Genomic DNA, 24,898 nt, shown 5'->3' on the forward strand with positions numbered 1-24,898 from the left:
AAAATCTTGTCTTAGAATGGGTTTGAGTAATTGATGAAATACGGTATTCTGATGTGACAAAACCTGAGTCCTTTATAGTTAAAGTGTTTGTTTGCACTCATATTTTAACTATTTAGACTCAGGTTTTTTTATTTAAAGCAAACTATGGGACAGCAGTGGCTTCGGCTCCTTTTTTTAATGAATGTAAAAAAATATTGGGCAGAATAAAGAAATCGCTTAAACTTGTGCTTTTATTGCTAACTATAAAAAGAGCGTATACATGCAAAGTAATAATCCAATTTTAACTCGTGTTGAAACTTATAGTGACTTGGCTGAATCCATGACCATTCAAGGAGCGATTCAAAAATCGGTTCTTTTGACTGTGATCGCAGCGGTTCTCGGAATGGCACTATTTTTCTATTGTGCATTCACAGCAAATCTTTCGATTGCATATGCAGCGTCAATCGTCGGGGCAATTGGCAGTTTTGTTCTAGCTTTGATTACAACATTTAAATCCAATACAGCACCTGCTTTAGCAATTCCTTATGCTTTATTTGAAGGTGCATTTTTAGGTGGCATTTCTTTTATTTTCCAACTGAAATTTCCAGGTGTTCCGTTACAAGCTTTACTTGCAACATTTGTGACCACATTAGTTCTATTTGGTTTATATAAATTCCAGATCATTCGCGCAACTGAGAAATTCAAAGCAGTGGTGATCTCAGCATCTATTGCGATTGCTTTGGTATTTGTCGTTCAGATCATCATGAGTTTGGCATTTAGCTCAAGTATTCCTTATATCTTTGAAAGTAACTGGTTAGGTATCGGTTTTGCAGCTTTTGTTGCGGTAATTGCTTCACTGAACTTAATTTTAGATTTTGATTTAATTGAAAGTGCAGCAGCACAACGTGCTCCGAAAGCATTTGAATGGTTGTGTGCAATTGCATTATTAGCAACTTTGGTATGGATGTATTACTCATTTATGCGTTTGTTGAGTCTGATCCAAGGTGATGACTAACGAATTGTTATCTTAAAAAAGAAAATCGCCTTCATCTGAGGGCGATTTTTTTATGCAAGTTTGTAAAAAAGATGGATTATGCAATTCCGAAAAATAAGGAATGTTGGCATGATGTGGTGAAAATTTTTCGAGTGAGAATAAGATGTCACAAGGACTTTTAGCTGGTAAACGTTTTTTAATCGCTGGTATTGCAAGCAAATTATCAATTGCATACGGTATCGCTGCTGCATTACATCGTGAAGGTGCGGAGCTTGCGTTTACTTATCCAAATGAAAAGTTGAAAAAACGTGTTGATGATTTTGCAGCACAGTTTGGTTCGAGCTTAGTTTTCCCTTGTGATGTAGCTGTTGATGCAGAAATTGATGGTGCATTTGCTGAGTTAGCAAAACATTGGGACGGTTTAGATGGTGTTGTGCATTCAATCGGTTTTGCACCAGCACATACATTAGATGGTGACTTCACAGACGTGACAGATCGTGATGGTTTCAAAATCGCACATGACATTAGCGCGTATAGCTTTGTTGCGATGGCGCGTGCTGCAAAGCCTTTATTACAAGCACGTCAAGGTTGTTTATTAACTTTGACTTATCAAGGTTCTGAGCGTGTGATGCCAAACTACAACGTGATGGGGATGGCTAAAGCATCTTTAGAAGCGGGTGTTCGTTATTTAGCACTAAGCTTGGGTAAAGAGGGGATTCGTGTGAATGCGATCTCAGCGGGTCCAATCCGTACATTGGCTGCTTCTGGTATCAAATCATTCCGTAAAATGTTGGATGCCAATGAAAAAATTGCTCCATTACAACGTAATGTAACGATTGAAGAAGTGGGTAATGCAGCATTATTCCTTTGCTCACCGTGGGCTTCAGGTATTACGGGTGAAATCCTTTATGTTGATGGTGGTTTCAATACTGTCGGTATGAGCCAGTCAATGATGGATGATGAATAATTAGATTAATCTAAATTATTGAATAAAGCCGCTTTTATAGCGGCTTTATTTTTGGAAAATAGTAAGTTTTTTAAAAACTAATAGCTCAGACTATTTTATATGAACTGCGAAGCTAGCTTTGAACTGAAAATATCAAGTGTTGGGAAACAGTTTATTTGCTTTATGCAAAATCCACAGCGTAAGTTTTCATACCACAGATTCTACACTTAAATTTGTAAACTGAAGGGTTTCCACCTTTTTCATAGGAAGTAACTATCTCTTGCCATATATCTTGGTTAATTTGTTGTTTGCCTAAGAAAGCCTCTAATATAGTTCCTGTTATTTCTAATAGATCGAGCTTATCTGCATCACCATGAAATTCACAAGCATCATTACAGTGTGATAACCACACTTCCTGTTGCCAAGAATTAAAGCCAGGAGTTCGTTCACAAACTTCTTTTACAATAGTTTTATCAAGTCCAGATTTAAGTAATGGATGTGAGTCAGTAAACTCACCATCAAACTTCTCAGCAGCTGAGCCATTCGCAATACACCAAGGGCAAATAGTTTGTATCTCCTCCTCGGCGTAGATTGTAGAAGTAGCTCTGTAGCCCCTAGCCATACCACAACATTCACACTTTTCATTTGTTACTTCTATCGCACCAGTTTTAATAGGCTCTGGATGGTACTTAAATATAGGGAGTTCCATTATTCCTCTTATTAAAGTGGCTACCGTTATACGGTAAGCTGATCGTCTATTCAAAATAAAAACATATTATAACCAATTGGATTTTTATCTTATTTTGATCAGCATATAAAACAGCAAGATTTGCGTCAATGCACAGATTTGATGAATAAAATCAAAAGCTCTCAGCTCATTAAAAATGAGCTAAAAACTTTAAGCGAGTAAATAATATCAACTCGTGTGTTATTGCTCAGGTAGTTCTTTCACAGGGCTTCCGCCAAGTGCTTGCATTAGCGTCACATAAGCATTGTATTGACTTTGCTTGGTTTCAACTAAGCTCAGTCGTGCATTACGTGTAGTCTCTTGAGCATCAAGTAAATTCTTTAAGGCGATTGCACCATTGCGATAACGCACTTCGGTAAGTCGCTCAGTTTTATTAGCTAACTCTACATTACGTTGCTGTAACTGTACTTGCTGATTCAGTTGTGTTCGATTCGACAATGCATTTTCTACATCAGCGAATGCTTGGTATAGCGTTTGGCGATATTGAGTAATTGCTTTTTCATATTCAAGATCACTAATCGCAATATCTTTCTTCATATCATTATATTGAAGAAAGGGTAGGCTTAAACTCGCACCTAAAGTGAGTGCAGGATTCTTCAAAAGTTGTGTCAGCGATGTACTCGAAGCACCTAAATTACCTGTGAGATTAATCGAAGGGTAGTAACTGGCTTTGGTTGCATCTTTAGTGGCTAGCGTTTTACGTAGACGTAATTCTGAAGCTTGTAAATCTGGGCGACGCGACAAAATATCCGCAGGTAGCCCCACAGCGATATTCGGCAGAGCATTTCTTGGGAGCTGTTTCGGTTCTTGAATACTCAGTTGTTGTACAGGCATATGTAGCAATACAGCAATGGCTGTACGTGTTTCTACACGTTGTTGTTCAATCTGACTCAAACTGGCTTTCTGGCTTTGAACCGATTGTTCTGCTTGAGTTAAATCTAAACCTGAAACCGCACCTGCTTTGTATTGTGATTGCACCAATTCATAAATTTTCTGTGTAGAGGCTAAATTCTGTTGGATGGTGTTATATCGCTCATTTAAATAACCCAATTGCCAATATAGTTTGGCTGTGGTGGCAACTAAACTTTGCGCGGTTGCTTGTAAGTCTTGTGCGCTTGCAAGAGCTTCCCAACGACTCGCTTCTGTTTGATTGGCAAGTTTACCAAATAAATCTAACTCATAACTGACACCCACACTGGTCGATAAACCACGATCAGTGCCATTTCCTGAGCGTAGATCATAGTTATGACCTGTTGATACACTTGAACTGGTACGAATGCCTTGTTGGTTTTCAGCTAAGCCAGCTTGTAAGCGAGCTTGCTTCAGTGTGATACCAGCAACAATAAGATCACTATTTTTGGCGAGAACTTGGTCAACCAACTGATTGAGCTGAGCATCATTAAAGAGAGTCCACCATTGATCGCTCAGATTTACATTTTTATTCTTTTGCACATCATATTGAAACTGTTGAGGAACCTGTACGGATGGCGAGTTGTATGGTGTTTTAACAACAGCAGAGCAGCCAGCTAAAGAAGTGCTAAGGTATAGGGCAAGTGCGATTTTATTTGGTTTGAATAACATTGCTTGTCATTCCTTTAATAATTTGAAAGAGCATGATTATCGAGACGGTGTCTTATCGAGTTCTCATCCATTTTCTGGTTAAGCCTTCGGCTCGACCTACTTTTCTTTCGGGAAAAGTAGGCAAAACCATTGTCATCCGCAAAACCTGTTATATTCTTCCAATTATCTTGATCTATCGCAGAAGCAATATTTTTTGATACCACGCAGGTTGCGGATGACGTTCACGAGTATCATATTTCTGAGATAGATTTCTTCGCTATTATTCTCTTGCTAGTGCTGCAACTGGATCGAGTTGCGCTGCATTTCGTGCTGGTAAAAAACCAAAAACGATACCAATCAGACTCGAACATACAAAGGCTGCAACAATAGATGTCGTTGAATAGCTCATCTCAATAATGCCTTTGGCAAAGTGTCCGATAATTTGTCCAATCCCAAGTGAAAGCAATACACCTAGCACGCCCCCCAGTAAGCAGACCAAAATCGCTTCGATCAAGAACTGCTGCAAAATATCACTTTGTCGAGCACCCACCGCCATTCGTACACCAATTTCTTGGGTACGTTCGGTGACTGAAACCAACATAATATTCATGACCCCAATACCACCCACGACCAGTGAAATGACAGCAATTGCTGAAATTAACAATGTCATTGTCGCTGTAGTTTGCTCGATCGTTTCACGAATACTATCGGAGTTTTGGGTAAACACATCTTGAGCACCATGACGTTGTTCAAGTAAGGTCAGGATTGCATTTTCAGCAGCACTACTTGGATATTCATCCTTGATTCGCACGATGATGCTGCGAACGTTCGATTGTCCAAGCATTCGGCTCATTACCGTTGAATAGGGAAGATATACATTCAAGCTGTCGGAACTACCCATGAAACCTTGTTGCGCATCAATGACACCAATCACTCGACTCGGTACACTGCCCAATAAGATCACTTGACCGACTGGATTAGTACCATCAGAGAAAAAGGTTTTCTCAGTATTCGTATCAATGACCACATCCTGTGCGCGTTGGGTCACACTGCCTTTATCAAAAGGTTGTCCCGATTTAAAAGTCATACCGCGCACATAGAAGAAATCCGAACTTACACCATTGACGGTTGCAGATGCTTCAGTTTCTTTAAAACGTAAGGTCACACTTGTATTAACAGAAGGACTGACTCCATCAACATAAGGTTGTTCTGAAAGTGCATCTGCGTCCGCAGGTACAAGTGTTTTGGTTTGTGAGGCTCGTGAGTTATCACCGAATCCTCGTCCTTGGTACACAGTAATGGTATTCGTACCAAGACTACTAATATTTTCAAGAATTTGCTTCTGAGATCCATTACCCAATGCAACCACTGAAACTACAGATGCAATTCCGATAATAATCCCGAGCATGGTCAAAAAGGTACGCATTCGATGGGCATTCATCGCTAGCAATGCCATACGGAACGCTTCACTTAAGCGATCAAAGAAAGATCGCCAAGCTGAGGTTTTGTTTTGCGGTGAGCGTTGTAGTGTCTGACGTTCTAAATCAGGATCATCATTTTCAGGTGTATTAGCGCTATCTGAAATAATATTGCCATCACTGATTTCAATAATACGGGTCGCGTTTTTTGCTACATTGAGATCATGTGTCACTAAGATGATGGTATGACCTTTAGCATTGAGTTCACGCAAAATACGCATGACTTCAATACCGCTATTCTTATCCAATGCCCCTGTTGGCTCATCGGCAAGAATCACATCACCGCCGTTCATTAATGCACGTGCGATCGAAACGCGTTGCTGTTGACCACCTGAAAGTTGACTTGGACGATGATGTAGACGCTCCTCTAAGCCAAGTTCAGAGAGCAATTCAGCCGAACGTTCCTGACGAAGATGACTATCGACACCTGCATAAATTGCAGGGACTTCAACGTTACCAGATGCACTCAAATCACCGAGTAAGTGATAACGCTGGAAAATAAAACCAAAATATTCTCGGCGTAATTGGGCAAGTTCATCAGGTTCAAGTTGACGTGTTTCACGTCCGTTGACCAAATAACTGCCTGAACTAGGTTTGTCTAAGCACCCTAAAATATTCATGAGTGTGGATTTACCTGATCCAGATTGCCCAACAATGGCAACCAATTCACCCGCATAAATTTTTAAATCAATGCCTTTGAGGATTTGGACTGTACCTTCACCTGCAGGGAATTCCCGAGTCAGGTTGCTGACTTCAAGTAGCGGCTGTGACGAATGCGTTTGATTTTGAGTCATATTACATTCTCATTGCACGTTGGTTACTGCGTTTTGCCGCTTCATTTGAGTTGTCAGAAGCATCTGCAATCACAACTTGGTCACCTTGTTTGAGTCCTTTCAATACTTGCGCCGTTACACGGTTATTGAGTCCGATCAACACTTGTTGTGGTTGAGCGCTACCATCAGCCTGTAAAACACGAACCATTCCTGTTGATGCTTTTCCTTGAGCAATTAGATTCTGTTCTTCAGCTGTTAACTCCAAACGTTTTGGACGCTGAACTTCTTTATTGGTATTACCCTCGGTTTTATCGGTTGAGGTTTTAGCAGTATTTTTTGTATTAGATCGTTTTGCTTGAATCGCAGCTGCTGGGATTGTTAATGTATTTTTTGCTTCAGCCAACACAATATAGACTTGAGCAGTCATATCAATGCGCAGTTTGCCATCTTCATTAGGTACGTCAAAAAGCGCGTTGTAATAGACCGCAGAGCTTGATGAAGAAGAGTTCGTGCTCGTAGTTTCGGTATTGATTGAATCTGGAGCAGGTTCTACTTGACGCAAAGTCGCATAATGTTTTTTCTCGCTATTTCCTAAGGTGGTGAAATAAACGGTTTGACCTTTCTCAACTTTCATCACATCTGCTTCTGAAATCTGAGCTTTAATGGTCATCGTGTCGAGAGTTGCAAGTTTTACAATAGTTGGAGCCGTTTGATTCGCATTTACCGTTTGACCTTCTTCAGTCACGATTGCCACGATAGTTCCATTCATAGGTGCAACAATACGGGTATAGCCGAGGTCTTCTTTCGCTGTTGCTAGAGTTAAGCGAGATTGTTCAATTTGAGCATTAATCGCAGCTATTTGTGCCTGAGCTGTTTTATAGTTTGCTAATGCTGTTTCAAGTTCTGCACGTGATGTTGCATCTTGGCTATACATCGCTTGTTGGCGTTTGTATTCAGCTTCAACTTTTGCCAAATTGGCTTGTTGAACGGCAAGCTGGGCTTGTTGATTTTTAATACTTGCTTCAGCCGTTTTTAAATCATTTTCTTGACGAATCGAATCAATCTGAGCAATCAACTGACCTTGTTTAACTTGATCACCCAATTGCACGTACATTTTTTTCACTTGACCTGAAACTTGTGCACCGACACTCACCATTTTGGTGGCTTCCAATACACCTGTCGCTAAAACAGAATCTTCAATATCGCCACGCGAAACTTCAGCACTAATATATTGTGGAGCTTCGGCTTTAGGTTTAAAGAACATCCAACCTAATACTGCGATGATCAATACACCGAGAGCGATCAATATTATTTTGCGAGGTTGGATTTTTTTAGAGCTTGTTTTTGGCATGGTCACGAGGTCAAAATGAAGAAAATAAACTTAGTATAAAAGTGAAATAAGGATAAAGCGTGGATATTTTTAATCTAGAATGAGAATTATTTACTATTTGGCTGTGATGCTATGTCGTGGAAATGTCATATATTATTTGAATACCATGTGCAGCATTCATGGCAAGAGCGATTCCACCTGTTTTAGGTAAAGCATAATCACGAGGATTAATACGAATCAGAGAGGGCGCAAATCGTTCACTGAAATAGCGTACTGTTGGAATAGCTGTACCTGCACCAATCTCTATAACAAGTGGTTGTTTATATTGATTTATAAAGGATTCTAAACGATTTCGTTGCTGTGTTTGTCGCTGAGCAATCCACTCGTAGTCATCAAACATTAAGATATTAGGACGTGCCAAACCGCCACAATGTTTACAGTGAGGGAGGTCATCTAACCATTGGCAATTTAGATGGTCGATTTCAGGCGAGATGTCATCTGCTGACCAAATTTCTGAAGTACAACTAGCTAAGCATTGTAAATGATGAATTGAACCATGACATTCATAAATCTGCTTTGGACTAAAGCCTGCCTTTTGAAATTGCCCGTCGACGTTAGAAGTGAATATAAAATAAGGTAGTGCTAATTTCTCTGCCAATTGATTGAGTAATTCAAAACCTATATGGGGTTGAGTCTTACGATAGAGTGCTAAACGATGTCCGTAAAAGCCCCAAGCTAAACGTGGATGGCGATGAAAAGCGGCTGGATTGGCGATTTCTGTAAAATCAATTCGTTGTTTGCCTAGTTCAGGATAGGCTTGCCACATACCGTGATTACCACGAAAATCAGGTAGCCCAGAGTCAACACCCATACCAGCACCTGCGCTGATAATAAGAGCATCAGCACGCGAAAGTATATCTTTGATTTGTTCTTTCTGGATTGTGGTTAAATCCAATGACATAAAGTCATCCTTTTTTATTTATCTTTAAGAAAAGCTTGGAAATAAAGTTGTACCACACAGTTCACTGATTGCTTGAAGCATCAGATGTTCTGAGTTTTCTTTAGACATTCCTTTAATTGCAGCATCTATTGCTAATAAAAGTTCAGGCCATTTTAAAAACTGACGAGGGTTTAAGCGGCGTAATGCTTGCTGATAAAGCGAAACTTTAGTTTTCCAAATCCCTAATTGCAATGCATTCTGTGGCTGCTCAAAAAGTTGCATGAGTAGACGCATTTCTTTGCTGAGTGTCCATAAGATCAAGCTATCTGGTTCGCCAGCAGCAAGAAGATACTGATAGATTTTAACGGATTGAGCTAAATTTCCTGTTAATAATGCATCACTTAAATCATAGGTGGTATAGCGTGATTGATCTTGTAAACAAGCGTAGAGTTGTTCAATCTGGATTTGTTTGATATCGGGAAAGGTATCCGCAACACGCATCAAACTGTTTTTGGCTGCCAGTAGGTTATGTTCATGATGCTGCATCAGCCATTGCCATGCATCATTATTCAATTGGATTCCGAGTTTATCGGCTTCAATACTTAATATACGTTGTCGGTCTTGTGGATAGGTTGCTGTTAAGGGAACTACAACACCATTTGCTTCAACCACCTGAAAGAAAGCGGACTTTAAACTACTACTATCTTGTTTCGGTAATACGATAAGTAATAAGTTATGTTCATTGTGCTGAATATAACTTTTGAGCTGTTTTAGCCCATTGGCATCGGGTTTGATATTGCCATGGACTTCAATTGCGAGTTGTTGAGAAAATAATGACAGGCTATTCAATGCATTAAAGACATTTTTCCAATCATTCACACTGCTAATATCATAGCGTTGACGTTCAACTTCTTGTTGTTGCCACGCTTTACGAAATGTATCGAGTAGATTTTGTTCTAGCAAAGGCTCTTGCCCATGGATGATCCATGCACCACGGGCTTCATTTACACGTTTTAAAGCTTGAACATAATCTAGTTTCATAAATCGCGATTACGACTGTGCTTTCGGTAAACGATTTGCTGCAATTTGACGCGTAATCTGTTGAGCCACATCATCAATTACAATCTTATTTAAATAAGCTTCTTCTTGATTGTCGGTGTTGACCGTTGCGACATCATATTGATAACTACGTGATGCAGTTAATGTGCGAGGTTCAGTAATTTTATTGCCTTGACGATCTTCAATTTGGAAAGTCACAGTTAGACGAAGCAAGACTTCAGTTAATTTTCCATTCAATAATTGACGGCGAGGCGTGTAGTCTAAAATGCGCAGTACATAAGCATCGTTCGCATTGCTCAGTTGTACGCCTGTTGCACTTAAGTAAATGCTCAGACGATTTTCAAGCTCATCGGTATTGTCAGGTAAAACAAGATTTAATTTGTTATATACCAAAGGCGTTGCCGTTGGATTACTTCCTTTCAAATGGAAACCGCAACTGGCTAAGCCTGCACTTAGGCCTAATGTTAAAACAATCGCAGCGAAACGTTGAGCTATATGCATGCTTTGTCCTTATGATCTTCCAGCAAATATGGAAGATTTAATCTTGATAATTTGACCACATTTTAGAATCAAAGCCCGTTGAATGACAGCGGGCTTTGATGAGGTTTTGTTTCGATAAAGTTCACTCTCCCACTAGGAGAGGGAGTTTAAGCAGGAAATTAAACCACTAAATTCACAAGTTTATTTGGTACAACAATTTCTTTCTTGGTTGGTCCAGTTAAGAATTGTTGAACTTCTGGTAAAGCTTTTGCTAAAGCCAATAAATCATCTTTTGAAATATCGACAGCGACATCTAACTTACCACGGAGCTTACCATTCACTTGTACAACAATCGTTTGTGTATTACGTGTTAATGCTGATTCATCCACTTGCGGGAAGGCAGCAGCTGTTAAGTCGATACCAAACTGAGTCAATAAAGTTTGACTGAGATGCGGTGCAAATGGAGCAAGCAAGGTTAACAAAGTGGTAATTGCCTCGCGTGCTACAGCAGCATCATTATCATCTTTTGCTTCAAACTTGTTAGTTGCATTCAGCAACTCCATCAATGCTGCAATCGCAGTATTGAATGCATGGCGACGTTCGATGTCATCACCCACTTTTTGGATGGTTTCATGCGTTTTGCGACGTAAATCTTGCGCATCTTTAGACAAGTTCGCAGTATCAATTGTCGTTGTTTGGTTGCCTGTTTCCAGGAAACCAGCAGCTAAACGCCATACGCGTTTTAAGAAGCGGTTCGCACCTTCGACACCTGCATCTGACCATTCTAAAGATTGATCTGGCGGTGCAGCAAACATCATGAATACACGTGCTGTATCTGCACCGTACTGATCAATAATTGCTTGTGGGTCGATCCCGTTGTTTTTCGACTTAGACATTTTCTCTTGTCCGCCGATGATAACTTCTTGACCATCACCTGAGTATTTTGCAGAAAGAATACGACCTTTCTCATCACGTTCTAATTCGATGTCAGCAGGATTAAACCAAGTCTTCTTACCATTTTCAGCTTCACGATAGAAGGTATCAGCTAACACCATGCCCTGAGTAAGCAAGTTGGTAAATGGTTCGTTACCTTGTACTACACCTTCATCACGCATTAATTTGTGGAAGAATCGTGCATAAAGTAAATGCAGAATTGCATGCTCAACACCACCGATGTATTGGTTTACAGGAAGCCAGTTTTGAGCAGCTTCTGGTTTTACCATACCACCTGTAAAGTCAGGAGATGCATAGCGCGCATAGTACCAAGATGATTCTACGAAAGTATCCAAGGTATCTGTTTCACGGCGTGCATCGCCACCACAGCAAGGACATTTGGTTTCATAGAATTCAGGCATTTTATTTAATGGGTTACCAGAACCATCTGGAACCACATCAGTTGGTAATACCACTGGCAATTGATCTTCTGGCACTGGGACTTGACCACAAGTGTTACAGTTAATCATTGGAATTGGACAACCCCAGTAACGTTGACGAGATACACCCCAGTCACGTAAACGGAATTGAACTTTAGCATTTGCTAAACCTTGTGGTTCTAATTTTGCAAGGAAAGCATCAAACGCGGCTTGGAAATCTAAACCGTCGAATTCACCTGAATTTACGAGTTTACCTTCTTTAGAGCCATACCATTCTTGCCATTCAGTTGCAGAGTAGTCTGCATCATCAGCAGCTTTGGCATCGATCACTTGTTTGATTGGTAAATTAAACTTGTTGGCAAATTCAAAATCACGTTCGTCGTGTGCTGGCACAGCCATCACAGCACCTGAACCGTATGACATTAATACGTAGTTTGCGATCCAGACAGGAAGCTCATCACCAGTTACAGGATGTTTTACAAATAAACCTGTTGCCATGCCTTTCTTTTCGGCAGTCGCTAAATCAGCTTCAGCCACTGATCCCATGCGACATTCTTCGATAAATGCAGCCAATTCAGGATTGTTTTCTGCTGCTTTAAGCGCAAGAGGGTGCTCTGCTGCAACAGCAACATAAGTCACACCCATTAAGGTATCAGCACGCGTTGTGTAAACGGTTAAGCCATCAGCATAAATTTCTGTATTTGCAGATGGGAAAGTAATTTCCATTCCCGTAGAGCGGCCGATCCAATTGCGTTGCATAGTCAACACTTGTTGTGGCCAACCATCTTGCAAGGTGTCTAAATCATCTAATAATTCTTGTGCATAGTCTGTGATGCGGAAGTAATACATTGGAATATCACGTTTTTCTACCAATGCACCAGAACGCCATCCACGACCATTTTCAACTTGTTCGTTTGCTAAAACAGTTTGATCAACTGGGTCCCAGTTTACTGTTGAGAGCTTACGATAAATCAAACCTTTTTTATAAAGCTGAACAAATAACCATTGTTCCCAGTGATAGTATTCTGGTGTACAAGTTGCAAATTCACGATCCCAGTCCACAGACAAACCCAATTTTTTTAATTGGTCACGCATATATGCGATATTTTCAAATGTCCATTTTGCTGGTGCAACTTGATGAGCGATTGCTGCATTTTCAGCAGGTAAACCAAATGCATCCCAACCCATTGGTTGTAATACCGTTTCACCTTTTAAACGATAAAAACGGCTGATCACGTCACCAATCGTGTAGTTACGCACATGCCCCATATGCAGCTTGCCACTTGGATAAGGGAACATCGACAGGATATAGCGATGTTTGCCCTCTACAGTGTCTGCAACTTTAAAAACTTTGCGATTGTCCCAGTCTTGTTGAACTTGAGGCTCAATGGCACTTGCTTGATATTCGGAGTCAATGTGAGAAGTCGTCATAGGGATATGCGATACAACAAAAATTAAAGTTAAGATTGCCGCACAGCATAGCGCAAAATAGGGGCGAATGTCAGTTTTTAGAGCAAGATTTTATCTTCTGGCTATTGAGTATCAGTGGTTCTATTTCAGTGCTTTTATCGATTTGATGTTGGTGAGTTGGTTAATTTCTCACTATTCTGTTGATCAGCTACTTCAATCGATCTAGGAATATATTTTTCGTTTGTTGCATTAAATATTATTATGAGTAGAGGAAATATGCTTTTAATAGAGAAATAAGCTTAGTCGTTTTATAGACGAATTAAGGTGATGTCTTATTTCATCACCTTAATCGAATTTTATTATTTAAAGTTTTGGCTGAACTTTTACACCTGAATTCGAAGATACACTTGGTGCTTCTGCTGTTGGAACAGACCTAGAATTATCGGTAGGCATATTCGTAGTTGATGAATTGTTTTGTTGATTTATATCGCTTTGTGGCGTTTGAGTAGGTTGTGTCGTTGTACTAGTTGCATTGCTGGAACTGTAGTTATGGCTACCATAAGTTGTGACTTTATCTAAACGTTTTGCACCTTTAGGAGGTGGAGTAGCTGTGTAATGAGTAGAGCCACTAGCGTCGACCCATTTGTAATATTGCTGTGCATGGTTTTGACTAGAACTTAGAAGCATAACTGTCGCTGCTAAAGTATATAAGCTTGTTTTTAAATGATTTGATGTCATATTTGATCTCCCCAAGAGAATTTTGTCTACATTCGATCAAAGTGCTTTTATGCGTGAATAACAATGCCTATTTTTACTGAAAAAGAAAATAGTTATTTGATAAATGGGGTGGTGCTACATTCAAAAAATGCGTGAATAGTGCTTAAAAAAGCAACAGCTAAAAAATATTCTTAAAAAACATTTTCTTTGTTATTGACTTTGTATATGAAAGCAACAAAAATGCATGCTTTAGTTTTATATGCGTTTATTTGATCACCCTTCGGATAAATGTCATGGCTTGCAATGGACATTCTTTCTAGCCGAGAGAATGATTTTTTGAAATATGTTTATCCCAACATATTTTGATTCGAGATGTAATAACAGCTTATACGGCTGATGAGTCAGAAAATTTTTCCTATTGCAGCAAAAACGAGTAGAATACGCACACTTATAAAAAGTGCATAAAGTTAATGAATGAACACAGTTTATGTCTCCCATAAATTGTGCAAACACTAGGGTGAATCACGTTGGAACTTTTATCTGGTGGTGAAATGCTCGTTCGTGCGCTTGCGGACGAAGGCGTAGAGCATGTTTTTGGTTATCCAGGCGGCGCAGTTTTACATATCTATGACGCGCTATTTCAACAAGACAAAATTAATCATTACCTTGTACGTCATGAGCAAGCTGCTGGTCATATGGCAGATGCATACTCACGCGTAACGGGTAAAACAGGTGTGGTGCTCGTCACTTCAGGACCTGGTGCAACAAACACAGTTACTCCAATTGCAACGGCATATATGGACTCAATCCCAATGGTGATTTTGTCTGGTCAAGTTGCGACTCATTTAATTGGGGAAGATGCATTCCAAGAAACAGATATGGTTGGTATTTCTCGTCCAATCGTAAAACATAGTTTCCAAGTGCGTCATGCTAGTGAAATTCCAGCAATTATCAAAAAAGCATTCTATATCGCTTCATCTGGTCGTCCAGGTCCAGTTGTGGTTGATATTCCTAAAGATGCGACCAACCCAGCAGAGAAATTTGCTTACGAATATCCAGAAAAAGTGAAAATGCGTTCTTATCAACCGCCTTCACGTGGACATTCAGGTCAGATTCGTAAAGCAATTGATGAATTAATTACTGCTAAACGCCCAGTTATTTATACTGGTGGTGGTGTTGTTCAAGGTAATGCTTCTGAATTATTAACAGAACTTGCGCATTTACTTGGCTACCCAGTAACAAATACTTTAATGGGTTTAGGTGCTTTCCCTGGCGATGATCCACAATTTGTGGGTATGTTGGGTATGCATGGAACTTATGAAGCAAATATGACGATGCACAATGCAGATGTCATTTTGGCAATTGGTGCGCGTTTTGATGACCGTGTAACCAACAACCCAGCTAAGTTCTGTCAAAATGCTAAAGTCATTCATATTGATATTGACCCAGCAACAATTTCGAAGACGATTATGGCGCATATCCCGATTGTGGGTGCTGTTGAGCCTGTCCTTCAAGAAATGTTGGCTCAGTTGAAACAAATGAATGTGTCAAAGCCAAACCCAGAAGCTATTGCTGAATGGTGGTCACAAATCAATGAGTGGCGCAAAGTCCACGGTTTGAAATATGAAACACCAACTGATGGTTCAATGAAACCACAGCAAGTGGTTAAAGCTTTGTGCAAAGTTACAAATGGTGAAGCGATTATCACGTCTGACGTGGGTCAACATCAAATGTTTGGTGCTTTGTATTATACATATAAGCGTCCACGTCAATGGATCAACTCTGGTGGTCTAGGTACCATGGGTGTTGGTTTACCATATGCGATGGCAGCTAAACTTGCTTTCCCAGATCAGCAAGTGGTTTGTATTACTGGTGAAGCATCGATTCAGATGTGTATCCAAGAGTTATCAACATGTAAGCAGTATGGCTTAAATGTGAAAATTCTTTGCTTAAATAACCAAGCTCTAGGCATGGTTAAACAATGGCAAGATATGAACTACGAAGGACGTCATTCAAGTTCATACGTTGACTCATTACCTGACTTTGCCAAATTAATGGAAGCTTACGGTCACGTTGGTATTCAAATTGACCACGCAGATGAGCTTGAATCTAAGCTTGCAGAAGCGATGGCGATTAATGATAAATGTGTGTTCATTAATGTCATGGTTGACCGTACTGAGCATGTGTATCCAATGCTTATTGCAGGCCAGTCGATGAAAGATATGTGGTTAGGTAAAGGGGAGCGCACGGCATGAGACACATTATCTCTGTACTTGTAGAAAATGAAGCAGGCGCGCTTTCTCGTTTGGTCGGTTTATTCTCTCAACGTGGTTACAACATTGAGACTTTAAACGTTGCTCCAACTGAAGATGAAACTTTATCTCGTTTGACGCTGACAACTTATGGTGATGATCACAAAATTGAGCAGATCACAAAACAACTGAATAAATTAGTTGAAGTGGTTAAGGTGGTTGATTTGTCAGAAGGCGCACATATTGAGCGCGAGCTTATGTTGATTAAAGTGAAAGCTTTAGGTGCAGCTCGTGCGGAAATTAAGCGTACAGCTGATATTTTCCGTGCTCAAATCGTTGACGTAACACCGACGACTTATACGATTCAAATTGCTGGTACGACTGATAAGATCGATGGTTTTATTGATGCACTTGCTGAGAATACGATTCTAGAAGTTGTACGTTCTGGTGTGTCAGGCATCGCACGTGGTGAAAAAGTTTTAAGTATTTAACGCTTCCCCAGTTCTGCATATAGAAATGGAAGAATTGGGAAGTTTCAAAGGATCTATCCTTGTATAACAAGGGAAATGACAAAAATTTTAGCGGAGAAAACAGATGCAAATTTTTTACGATAAAGACTGTGACTTATCAATCATCCAAGGCAAGAAAGTTGCAATTATTGGTTATGGTTCACAAGGTCATGCTCACGCACTTAACTTAAAAGACTCTGGCGTAGACGTAACTGTTGGTTTACGTGCTGGTTCAGCATCTTGGAAAAAAGCTGAAAATTCAGGTCTTAAAGTTTCTGAAGTGCCAGCAGCTGTTGCTCAAGCTGACTTAGTTATGATCTTGACTCCAGATGAGTTCCAAGCTCAACTTTATCGTGATGTAATTGAACCAAACATCAAAGAAGGTGCAACTTTAGCATTTGCTCATGGTTTCTCTGTTCTTTATAACCAAGTTGTTCCACGTAAAGATTTAGACGTAATCATGGTTGCTCCAAAAGCACCTGGCCACACTGTACGTTCAGAATTCCAACGTGGTTCAGGTGTTCCTGATCTTATCGCGATTCACCAAGATGCTTCAGGTAATGCTCGTAACGTTGCACTTTCTTATGCTTCAGGCGTAGGTGGTGGTCGTACAGGTATCATCGAAACTTCATTCCGTGAAGAAACTGAAACTGATTTATTCGGTGAACAAGCAGTTCTTTGTGGTGGTGCTGTTGAATTGGTTAAAATGGGCTTCGAAACTTTAGTTGAAGCTGGTTATGCACCAGAAATGGCTTACTTCGAATGCTTGCATGAGCTTAAATTGATCGTTGATTTGATGTTCGAAGGCGGTATCGCTGACATGAACTATTCAGTATCTAACAATGCTGAATACGGTGAATACGTAACTGGTGTTGAAGTAATCAACGAACAGTCACGTGAAGCAATGCGTAATGCATTGAAACGTATCCAATCTGGTGAATATGCGAAAATGTTCATCCAAGAAGGTGCGTTGAACTACCCATCTATGACTGCTCGTCGTCGTCAAAATGCAGCACATGGTATCGAAGTAACGGGTGCTAAATTACGCTCGATGATGCCTTGGATTCAAGCAAACAAAATCGTTGATAAAGAGAAAAACTAATTTTTTAGTTTAATCTTAAAAAAAAGCCCTTGTTAATCCAAGGGCTTTTTTATTGCATCACTTAAATTGTTGTATGTTGACGATAGCATAATCTTTGAATTTGAGTAGCTTAGTTAATTCTTACAGCTTGTATGCAGGAAAGCAGAATTTTGGACATCACTAGGAATAAAAATGAATCACCAGTTATTGAATCTAGTCGCTTGTTTGCTTTCAGTATAAAAAAATTTCTTATTTATTATTATTTTTAATAACAGAGTTATAACAAACAGCATGATAAAAAGGCATACTATATATATGTTTAAAGCATTTATTAAAGGTGATGGTGTCTTTTATAATTGTTGATTGTTTTTCAAAATTGAAATGTACGACGGTTCAGCTTTTAGTATCTCATAATCAAAAAATTAACATCAAAAAGCTTAGTTCAATTGAATCTGTAATGTGGTTTGAAAATTGCAGTAAAAAAAACAAGAATTTTCATTGGTTTGAAATGAATATATGTTTTTATTCTATTGATTTATAAAGTGAAAAAGACTTGACCTTGTGCTAGATGATGTTATTGTTAAGGAAAGTTTATGAATGCGAAATTTATATCTTTTTTGAGTGTGAAGGATCGTTCGGATTTTGAGCAATTTGCTCAGAAAATAAAAAAAAGTACTGAATAATCATGGAAGTCCTTTATGGTACACGTTGATTACGATAGCACATTGGTCATCGTTTCCATTCTGGTTGCAATAGCAACTTGCTATGCAGCAGTTTCGATGGAAGAACTTGTTTTCAAACCTGCTTATAAAAAATTTGAAAAAAGTATTTTGATTGCAAGTGGTCTAATCTTAGGATTAGCGATATGGGCAATGCATTTTGTGGGAATGCTGGCTAGCCATTTGCCAGAAGGCTATCACTTTGATCTTAGTTTGACTGCATTGTCTTATTTAGTTGGTGCAGTGGCTTCTATATTTGCTGTGTGGTTAACAACTCGACCTACATTACCTTTACCGCGATTGGTTTTAGGTGCTGTGTTTATGGGCTTAGGCATTTCAGGAATGCACTACACGGGAATGCTTGCACTCTCATTTACCGATCATCAACTACACTATGATCCACTTTTGGTCATTAGTTCGATCTTGATTGCAATTTTTGGCTCTGCATTAAGTTTTTGGTTTATTTTTAAATATAAAACAGCGACTACCCATCGTACAGTTTTGAAACTGACTATCGCTTTATTGATGGCATTTAGTATTGTGGGAATGCATTATACTGGAATGGCTGCGACATTATTTGATGAACGAGTAGCGATGATCTTAAGTGCTGCTCAAACTGATCAAAGTGTGCTGTTATTTACGATTATTTTTATTACGAGTTTAGTCTTCGTTGCTGGTTTCGCCGTTGCAGTTTTAGAAGCGAGACTAGAGGAGCGCAACCAACAATTAACAAAAATTAATCGCGAGTTAGCCAACCAATCTTCACATGACTCCTTAACTAAACTGCCAAATCGCTTATCCTTAACAGATTATGCTGAAGTAATTTTTAGTCATCATCGTTTAAAAGAACAAAAAGCTGCATTTTTATATATTGATTTAGATCGTTTTAAGTCTGTTAATGATGCTTTTGGACATCACATTGGTGATCAGTTATTAATCCAAATGGCTAATCGATTACATCAGAAACTTAGCCAAAATCAAAAGCTGTTTAGAATTGGTGGTGATGAGTTTGTTTTAATCTCAGAGCATACTGATGCAAATGAGGCGATAGAGTTAGCAGAGAAAGTTCTACATGCCATTCAAGAAAGTTATTCAATTGCAAATAAAGAGATAAATATTTCAGCCAGTTTGGGCATTGCGATTTATCCTGAACACGGTACGAATGTTCAAGATCTTTTGATCAATGCAGATGTTGCGATGTTGGCATCTAAAGATCAAGGACGTAATACCTTTACTATTTTCCATTCTGCAAGTGATCAACAAGATGTTCGCAGTCAATCCAAATTAATTAATGATCTTTATAAAGCTGTTGATGAACAACAGTTTATCTTATTTTATCAACCGAAATTTACGGTCAATTATGAAATCTGTGGAGTAGAGGCTCTGATTCGTTGGAAGCATCCAACTTTGGGATTGTTAACTCCGCAAATGTTTATAGAGGGAGCTGAGAAGACAGGTTTGATCATTCCAATGGGATATTGGGCACTTGAGCAAGCTTGCCAACAGATCCAAAAATGGGAACAGAGTAATAGTCCTTTTTATCCGATCGCAGTCAATCTTTCGGCTTTGCAATTTGAAAATAAAAAACTGTTTTGTGTATTAGAAAAGCTCTTAGATAAATATCAAATTCAACCTGAACATCTCATTTTAGAAATCACAGAATCAACTGCGATGCATCATATCGAATCGAGTATTCGTACTTTAGAGCGATTGAGAAAGTTAGGGATTCGAATTGCAATTGATGATTTTGGTACAGGTTATTCGAGTTTTCTTTATTTAAAAGATTTACCAATCGATGAGCTTAAAATTGATCGCGGTTTTTTAATTGATTTACAGCCTAATTCGAAAGAAGAGGCGATCTTAGAAAGTATTATTCACTTGGCTGCGAAATTAGAATTGGTTGTGACTGCGGAAGGGGTTGAAACGCAGGAGCAAGCGGATATTTTGACACATCTTGGATGCAATCAATTGCAGGGATATCTGTTAGGTCGTCCTGTAAATGTTGAGAATCTAGTATTAAACCGAACTCATAACTTTGCTTAAACGACTGCGTTAAGCAGATTTGATGAGTTGTCAAACATTGAGCATAGACTCAATATTTGACAATCTTATTTGCTTTATTCAGAGCGTGGAATGAGCCAGTTAGTAATGACAGGCCAAACATGTAGAGGTGCTTGGCTACCTGAAACCAACCCCATATGCCCTCCTGAAACAATCTCGAATTGCTTATCTTGACTGCTGATTAAATCCATTAATGGTTTGACTGCTTCAGCTGTGACGATAATATCAGTATCACCGCCAATCGCTAAAACTGAACAATCGATATCTTTAAAATAAGCGGTTTGCTCACCAAATTGAACCACACCAGTCGAAAGTTCGTTGTCGATCCAAAAGCGCAAAATGATATCGCGCATTACCCCCCCAGGATAGGCGAGCATATTGTCAACAAACGAACTTGAAGTTGCGTGATTAATGACAAACTGTCGATCATTCAAATTTTTCAGTAATTGCCAATAATTTTTAAAATTACCCACGGGATCTGTGAGCTTAAATCCGAGCGTATTTTGCCAACCGTGAATATGAAAATAGCGGCTAGGAATTTGACGGATTCGGAAATTGGTATTGGTTCGCACCCATTGCGCTGGTGTGTTTAACTTTTGATAGAGCTTACCAATATAACCTGATTGATGGGTATTAATCGGTGATGCCAAAATCATTAAATTCTTAATATTTTTATCTTTGAATAATGACGTGTAGCAAAGTGAGATCGCTCCACCTAGGCTCCAGCCATATAATGATAGTTGCTGTTGCCCGCTATGTTCACGAATTTTGTTGATAAAGTCGGGCATAAAGATTTTGATATAGGTGCCGAAATTGTATTTGGCTTGTCTACGGCTTGGTGTGCCCCAGTCAATCATATACACATCAAAACCTTGGCTTTGAAAATAACGAATTAAACTACGATCAGGAAACAAATCGAACACTAGGGTATTGGCTGCTAATGGGGGGATAATGACGAGAGGTACACGGTGTTTATTTTCACCTGTTTCTACATCTGCCTTGTAAAACCGTAAACTAATAATTTCACGTTCATAAACGACTTCAAAAGGTGTCTTTCCTGACAATGCCAGTTGATGTCCTCTCAAGAAACGATCCGCCGCATTTGAAAAAACTTGTGCAGCTTGTTTACCCGCACGCGTTTTTAAGATGGATTGGGCTGTTTTAGAGTTAACAAAGGTATCTTTAACTTTAGGCAATTGAGTCATCGTGCAAGAACTCTACGGTTGCAACTGTGTAGCGGCATATTAGAAGAAAAAAAGCATTTGCTCACTGACTCATCTGCTTAACTTATTTTTGAAAATGATCAATTTCGAATATTGCATGGTCGTAAATTGCTCAAAAATACTTATTTAGGCATGGGGTGTATAGGGAAGTGAGCTTATCAATCTAAATATATGGTATTGCGTATATATGAATATTCATATATAAAGTCACTATCATTAATTCAAAATGTTTGCACTCATTATGTCTACTCAACAACAAATTACGATTTATCACAACCCTGCATGTGGGACATCTCGAAATACACTCGGATTAATTCGCAATACGGGTATTGAACCTATCGTGATTGAATATTTACTGAACCCTCCTTCAAAATCTGAACTTATTCAATTGATTAGTGATGCTGGTTTGTCTGTAAGGGCTGCGATCCGTACGAATGTTGATCCTTATCGTGAACTTGATTTGGATCGTGAAACTTGGACAGATCATGAATTAATCGAATTTATGCTTGAACATCCTATTTTAATTAATCGTCCTTTTGTTGTGACGAGTCAGGGTACTCGTTTATGCAGACCATCGGAGTTGGTACTGGATATTTTACCAGTTGCACAACAAGGAGCTTTTTCCAAAGAGGATGGTGAACAGGTGATTGATGAAAATGGTCAGCGTGTTAATTAAATAATAATTCAGTATTTGAGGTTGGAAATGGATCGAGTGAATTTCTTTAAGTGTTTGTCTGATGAAACACGTCTCAGTATTGTCATTTTGGTGGCGGAAAATAAAGAACTATGTGTTTGTGATTTGACTGAAAAATTAAACTTGAGCCAACCAAAAATTTCGAGACATTTAGCCTTATTAAGGTCATCTGGCTTACTACAAGATCGAAGACAAAGTCAGTGGGTGTATTACAGCATCAATCCAGAACTGCCGATATGGTGCCATGATATTTTGGCTCTTTTAGTCAACGGTTCATCATCAACTAGTCAGGATTTATCGACTTTATCTCTAAAAAGTTATTGTGAGTAATTTGAATATGAAATTTCTATTTTTATGTACTGGAAATAGTTGCCGTAGCATTTTGTCGGAGGTGCTATTTAATCATCGTGCACCAGCAGGTTGGAAAGCATATAGTGCAGGAAGTAAGCCATCTGGCCAAGTTCATCCTTTGACGATCGAGACTTTAGAAAACTTAAATCTATCAACTGAAGGTTTGTGGAGCAAAACGATTGATGACTGTGAACAATATCAACCTGATGTGGTAATTACCGTATGTGATTCTGCAGCACAAGAAGCTTGTCCTCTTTATTTAGGTGGAGCGATCAAAGCACATTGGGGTTTAGCAGATCCATCGCATTTAGACTTGCCGAAAGAAGAAAAATTAAAAGCATTCCAAGTGACTGTTGATCATATCAATCGCCGTTTAGATGCTTTATTTACAATGGATACTGAAAGTATGACTCGTCCAGAGTTAATTGCTGCGATCAATAAAATTTCTGAGATTGAATGAGAACATCATGGCTCAACAAAGGTTATCTTTTCTAGATCGTAATCTTACGCTTTGGATTTTTATTGCCATGGCACTAGGAATAGCCATCGGTGTATTTTTCCCTCAGGCTTCGGTAACGCTCGATAAAATGAGTGTCGACTCGGTCAATATTCCTATCGCGATTGGTTTGATTTTGATGATGTATCCACCTTTGGCAAAAGTGGATTATGCTGCTTTGCCTGAAGTGTTCAAAGATAAAAAAACCTTAACTTTATCTTTGGTGCAAAACTGGTTGATTGCTCCAGTATTAATGTTTGTACTCGCAATTGTGTTTTTACATAATTATCCTGAATACATGACTGGGCTGATTTTGATCGGTTTAGCACGTTGTATTGCAATGGTTTTAGTTTGGAATGGTTTAGCCTGTGGTGATAACCAATATGTAGCAGCACTTGTTGCATTTAATAGTATCTTCCAAATTTTATTCTTCAGTACTTATGCGTGGTTATTCTTAACCTTCTTGCCACCGTATTTTGGCATTGCAGGACAAGTCATTAATGTCGACTTCTGGACCATTACGCATGCGGTATTGGTTTATCTTGGGATTCCATTTTTTCTAGGTTTTATGACACGATTGATTCTCGTCCGAGCTAAAGGCTTAGATTGGTATCAAACTGTTTTTTTACCAAAAATTAGTCCTTTGAGTCTGCTTGCTTTACTTTTCACAATTGTCGCGATGTTTAGTTTGAAAGGTAGTGATGTTGTGGGCTTACCTTTGGATGTAATCCGTATAGCAATCCCTCTGACGATTTACTTTGTGGTGATGTTCTTCATTAGCTTCTTTATGAGCAAATGGATGGGCAATGACTATCCTAAAACGACTGCAATTTCGTTTACTGCAGCAGGCAACAATTTTGAATTGGCGTTAGCTGTTGCTATTGCAACATTTGGTTTAGCTTCGCCAGTGGCGTTCACTACGGTGATTGGTCCTTTGGTTGAAGTTCCTGTATTGATTGCTTTAGTTAGTGTGTCCTTGTGGTTAAGAAAAAAGTATTTTAAATCGGTGTAATGGTGATGAGTCTTCCAAATATTGATATGAGTCTGCTTGATCAGCCTACTTTAGAGAAAGTACAGGCAAAAGCGTTAGACCATGCTCCAAGAATTTTATTGTTGTATGGTTCTAATCGTGAGCGTTCTTACAGTCGCTTAGCTGTGATGGAAGCAGGGAGAATCTTAGAGCAATTTGGTGCTGAGGTTAAAATTTTTCATCCTAAAGGATTGCCTCTGCCAGAAGATGCAGATACTGAACATCCGAAAGTGAAAGAGCTACATGAATTATTGGCTTGGGCTGAAGGTATGGTTTAGTGTTCACCTGAACGCCACGGTTCGATGAGTTCAATCTTTAAGTCACAAATTGATTGGATTCCTCTCGCGGGCGGTGCGATTCGTGCAACGCAAGGTAAAACACTTGCTCTGATGCAGGTCAGTGGTGGATCACAGTCATTTAACAGTGTAAATCAAATGCGCATACTTGGTCGTTGGATGCGGATGATTACCATACCGAACCAATCTTCTATTCCAAAAGCATTTTTAGAGTTTGAAGAAGATGGGCGTATGAAACCTTCTGCATATTACGATCGAATTGTTGATGTGATGGAAGAGCTTTATAAATTTACACTTCTTACACGAGGACAAAGCAAGTATTTGACAGATCGTTATTCTGAACGCAAAGAATCAGCTGAAGAATTGTCTAAACGTGTGAACCAAAGAAGTTTGTAAAAT

20 protein-coding genes and 1 pseudogene are annotated in these 24,898 nt (G+C 39.1%); 11 read left to right on the forward strand and 10 right to left on the reverse strand.

Going from position 1 to position 24,898, the window contains the following annotated elements:
* Nucleotides 1–259: 259 nt before the first annotated feature.
* Complete coding sequence (locus ACSC97_RS08080) at nucleotides 260–994, forward strand: Bax inhibitor-1/YccA family protein (RefSeq protein WP_436660340.1); 735 nt, start codon at nucleotides 260–262, stop codon at nucleotides 992–994.
* 142 nt (nucleotides 995–1,136) lie between these two features.
* Nucleotides 1,137–1,940: an enoyl-ACP reductase FabI gene (locus ACSC97_RS08085; RefSeq protein ID WP_004955561.1), complete on the forward strand. Its 804-nt coding sequence runs from the start codon at nucleotides 1,137–1,139 to the stop codon at nucleotides 1,938–1,940.
* 160 nt (nucleotides 1,941–2,100) lie between these two features.
* Here the strand turns inward: ACSC97_RS08085 and ACSC97_RS08090 are convergent, their stop codons facing one another.
* From ACSC97_RS08090 to ACSC97_RS08130, 9 genes are all read right to left on the reverse strand, one after another.
* Nucleotides 2,101–2,628, reverse strand: a complete 528-nt coding sequence (locus tag ACSC97_RS08090; protein WP_099948084.1) for a CbrC family protein — start codon at nucleotides 2,626–2,628, stop codon at nucleotides 2,101–2,103.
* A 219-nt stretch (nucleotides 2,629–2,847) separates the two neighbouring features.
* Nucleotides 2,848–4,248 (reverse strand): efflux transporter outer membrane subunit, encoded by a 1,401-nt coding sequence (locus tag ACSC97_RS08095; RefSeq protein ID WP_436660343.1) that lies wholly within the window; start codon nucleotides 4,246–4,248, stop codon nucleotides 2,848–2,850.
* Between the two features lie 259 nt (nucleotides 4,249–4,507).
* The gene (locus ACSC97_RS08100; RefSeq protein WP_436660345.1) at nucleotides 4,508–6,499 is read right to left on the reverse strand and encodes a MacB family efflux pump subunit; all 1,992 of its coding nucleotides are present in this window, start codon (nucleotides 6,497–6,499) and stop codon (nucleotides 4,508–4,510) included.
* Between the two features lies 1 nt (nucleotide 6,500).
* Entirely contained in the window at nucleotides 6,501–7,829 is a 1,329-nt protein-coding gene (locus tag ACSC97_RS08105) for a MacA family efflux pump subunit (protein ID WP_436660347.1), read from the reverse strand.
* Nucleotides 7,830–7,938: 109 nt separating this feature from the next.
* Nucleotides 7,939–8,769 carry an SIR2 family NAD-dependent protein deacylase gene (locus ACSC97_RS08110; protein WP_436660349.1) on the reverse strand — a complete coding sequence of 277 codons (831 nt, stop codon included), beginning with the start codon at nucleotides 8,767–8,769 and terminating at the stop codon, nucleotides 7,939–7,941.
* A gap of 24 nt (nucleotides 8,770–8,793) precedes the next feature.
* A complete protein-coding gene (gene holA, locus ACSC97_RS08115; protein ID WP_004955573.1) occupies nucleotides 8,794–9,789 on the reverse strand; it encodes a DNA polymerase III subunit delta in 996 nt (331 codons plus the stop codon).
* 9 nt (nucleotides 9,790–9,798) lie between these two features.
* Nucleotides 9,799–10,308, reverse strand: coding sequence for an LPS assembly lipoprotein LptE (gene lptE / locus ACSC97_RS08120; protein ID WP_436660351.1), 510 nt, complete (start codon nucleotides 10,306–10,308; stop codon nucleotides 9,799–9,801).
* A gap of 158 nt (nucleotides 10,309–10,466) precedes the next feature.
* Entirely contained in the window at nucleotides 10,467–13,091 is a 2,625-nt protein-coding gene (leuS, locus tag ACSC97_RS08125) for a leucine--tRNA ligase (RefSeq protein WP_436660353.1), read from the reverse strand.
* Nucleotides 13,092–13,433: 342 nt separating this feature from the next.
* The gene (locus ACSC97_RS08130; protein ID WP_436660355.1) at nucleotides 13,434–13,808 is read right to left on the reverse strand and encodes a DUF4124 domain-containing protein; all 375 of its coding nucleotides are present in this window, start codon (nucleotides 13,806–13,808) and stop codon (nucleotides 13,434–13,436) included.
* Nucleotides 13,809–14,314: 506 nt separating this feature from the next.
* Between ACSC97_RS08130 and ACSC97_RS08135 the strand changes: the two genes are divergently transcribed.
* From ACSC97_RS08135 to ACSC97_RS08150, 4 genes are all read left to right on the forward strand, one after another.
* Entirely contained in the window at nucleotides 14,315–16,042 is a 1,728-nt protein-coding gene (locus tag ACSC97_RS08135; RefSeq protein ID WP_004906563.1) for an acetolactate synthase 3 large subunit, read from the forward strand.
* Complete coding sequence (gene ilvN / locus ACSC97_RS08140) at nucleotides 16,039–16,530, forward strand: acetolactate synthase small subunit (protein ID WP_004760770.1); 492 nt, start codon at nucleotides 16,039–16,041, stop codon at nucleotides 16,528–16,530. The genes ACSC97_RS08135 and ilvN overlap by 4 nt, the downstream gene beginning before the upstream one ends.
* A 103-nt stretch (nucleotides 16,531–16,633) precedes the next feature.
* Entirely contained in the window at nucleotides 16,634–17,650 is a 1,017-nt protein-coding gene (ilvC, locus tag ACSC97_RS08145) for a ketol-acid reductoisomerase (protein WP_436660358.1), read from the forward strand.
* Nucleotides 17,651–18,327: 677 nt separating this feature from the next.
* Nucleotides 18,328–20,391, forward strand: a complete 2,064-nt coding sequence (locus tag ACSC97_RS08150) for a putative bifunctional diguanylate cyclase/phosphodiesterase (protein ID WP_129261685.1) — start codon at nucleotides 18,328–18,330, stop codon at nucleotides 20,389–20,391.
* A gap of 74 nt (nucleotides 20,392–20,465) precedes the next feature.
* Here ACSC97_RS08150 and ACSC97_RS08155 read toward each other — a convergent pair whose 3' ends face one another.
* Complete coding sequence (locus tag ACSC97_RS08155; RefSeq protein WP_004955590.1) at nucleotides 20,466–21,614, reverse strand: alpha/beta fold hydrolase; 1,149 nt, start codon at nucleotides 21,612–21,614, stop codon at nucleotides 20,466–20,468.
* Nucleotides 21,615–21,873: 259 nt separating this feature from the next.
* On the opposite strand from ACSC97_RS08155, the gene arsC reads away from it, so the two are divergent.
* The 5 genes and pseudogenes from arsC (at nucleotide 21,874) to arsH (ending at nucleotide 24,895) form a co-directional block, all read left to right on the forward strand.
* Nucleotides 21,874–22,308 (forward strand): arsenate reductase (glutaredoxin), encoded by a 435-nt coding sequence (arsC, locus tag ACSC97_RS08160; RefSeq protein ID WP_020899787.1) that lies wholly within the window; start codon nucleotides 21,874–21,876, stop codon nucleotides 22,306–22,308.
* Between the two features lie 27 nt (nucleotides 22,309–22,335).
* Nucleotides 22,336–22,656 (forward strand): metalloregulator ArsR/SmtB family transcription factor, encoded by a 321-nt coding sequence (locus tag ACSC97_RS08165; protein ID WP_099948095.1) that lies wholly within the window; start codon nucleotides 22,336–22,338, stop codon nucleotides 22,654–22,656.
* Between the two features lie 7 nt (nucleotides 22,657–22,663).
* A complete protein-coding gene (locus ACSC97_RS08170) occupies nucleotides 22,664–23,137 on the forward strand; it encodes an arsenate reductase ArsC (protein WP_436660361.1) in 474 nt (157 codons plus the stop codon).
* A gap of 7 nt (nucleotides 23,138–23,144) precedes the next feature.
* The gene (gene arsB, locus ACSC97_RS08175; protein ID WP_436660363.1) at nucleotides 23,145–24,185 is read left to right on the forward strand and encodes an ACR3 family arsenite efflux transporter; all 1,041 of its coding nucleotides are present in this window, start codon (nucleotides 23,145–23,147) and stop codon (nucleotides 24,183–24,185) included.
* 5 nt (nucleotides 24,186–24,190) lie between these two features.
* A pseudogene (gene arsH, locus ACSC97_RS08180) lies at nucleotides 24,191–24,895 on the forward strand (arsenical resistance protein ArsH).
* The last annotated feature ends 3 nt before the right edge of the window (nucleotides 24,896–24,898 follow it).

Origin of the sequence: Acinetobacter sp. P1(2025) (assembly GCF_051390655.1) — a bacterium.
Taxonomy (GTDB): domain Bacteria; phylum Pseudomonadota; class Gammaproteobacteria; order Pseudomonadales; family Moraxellaceae; genus Acinetobacter; species Acinetobacter junii.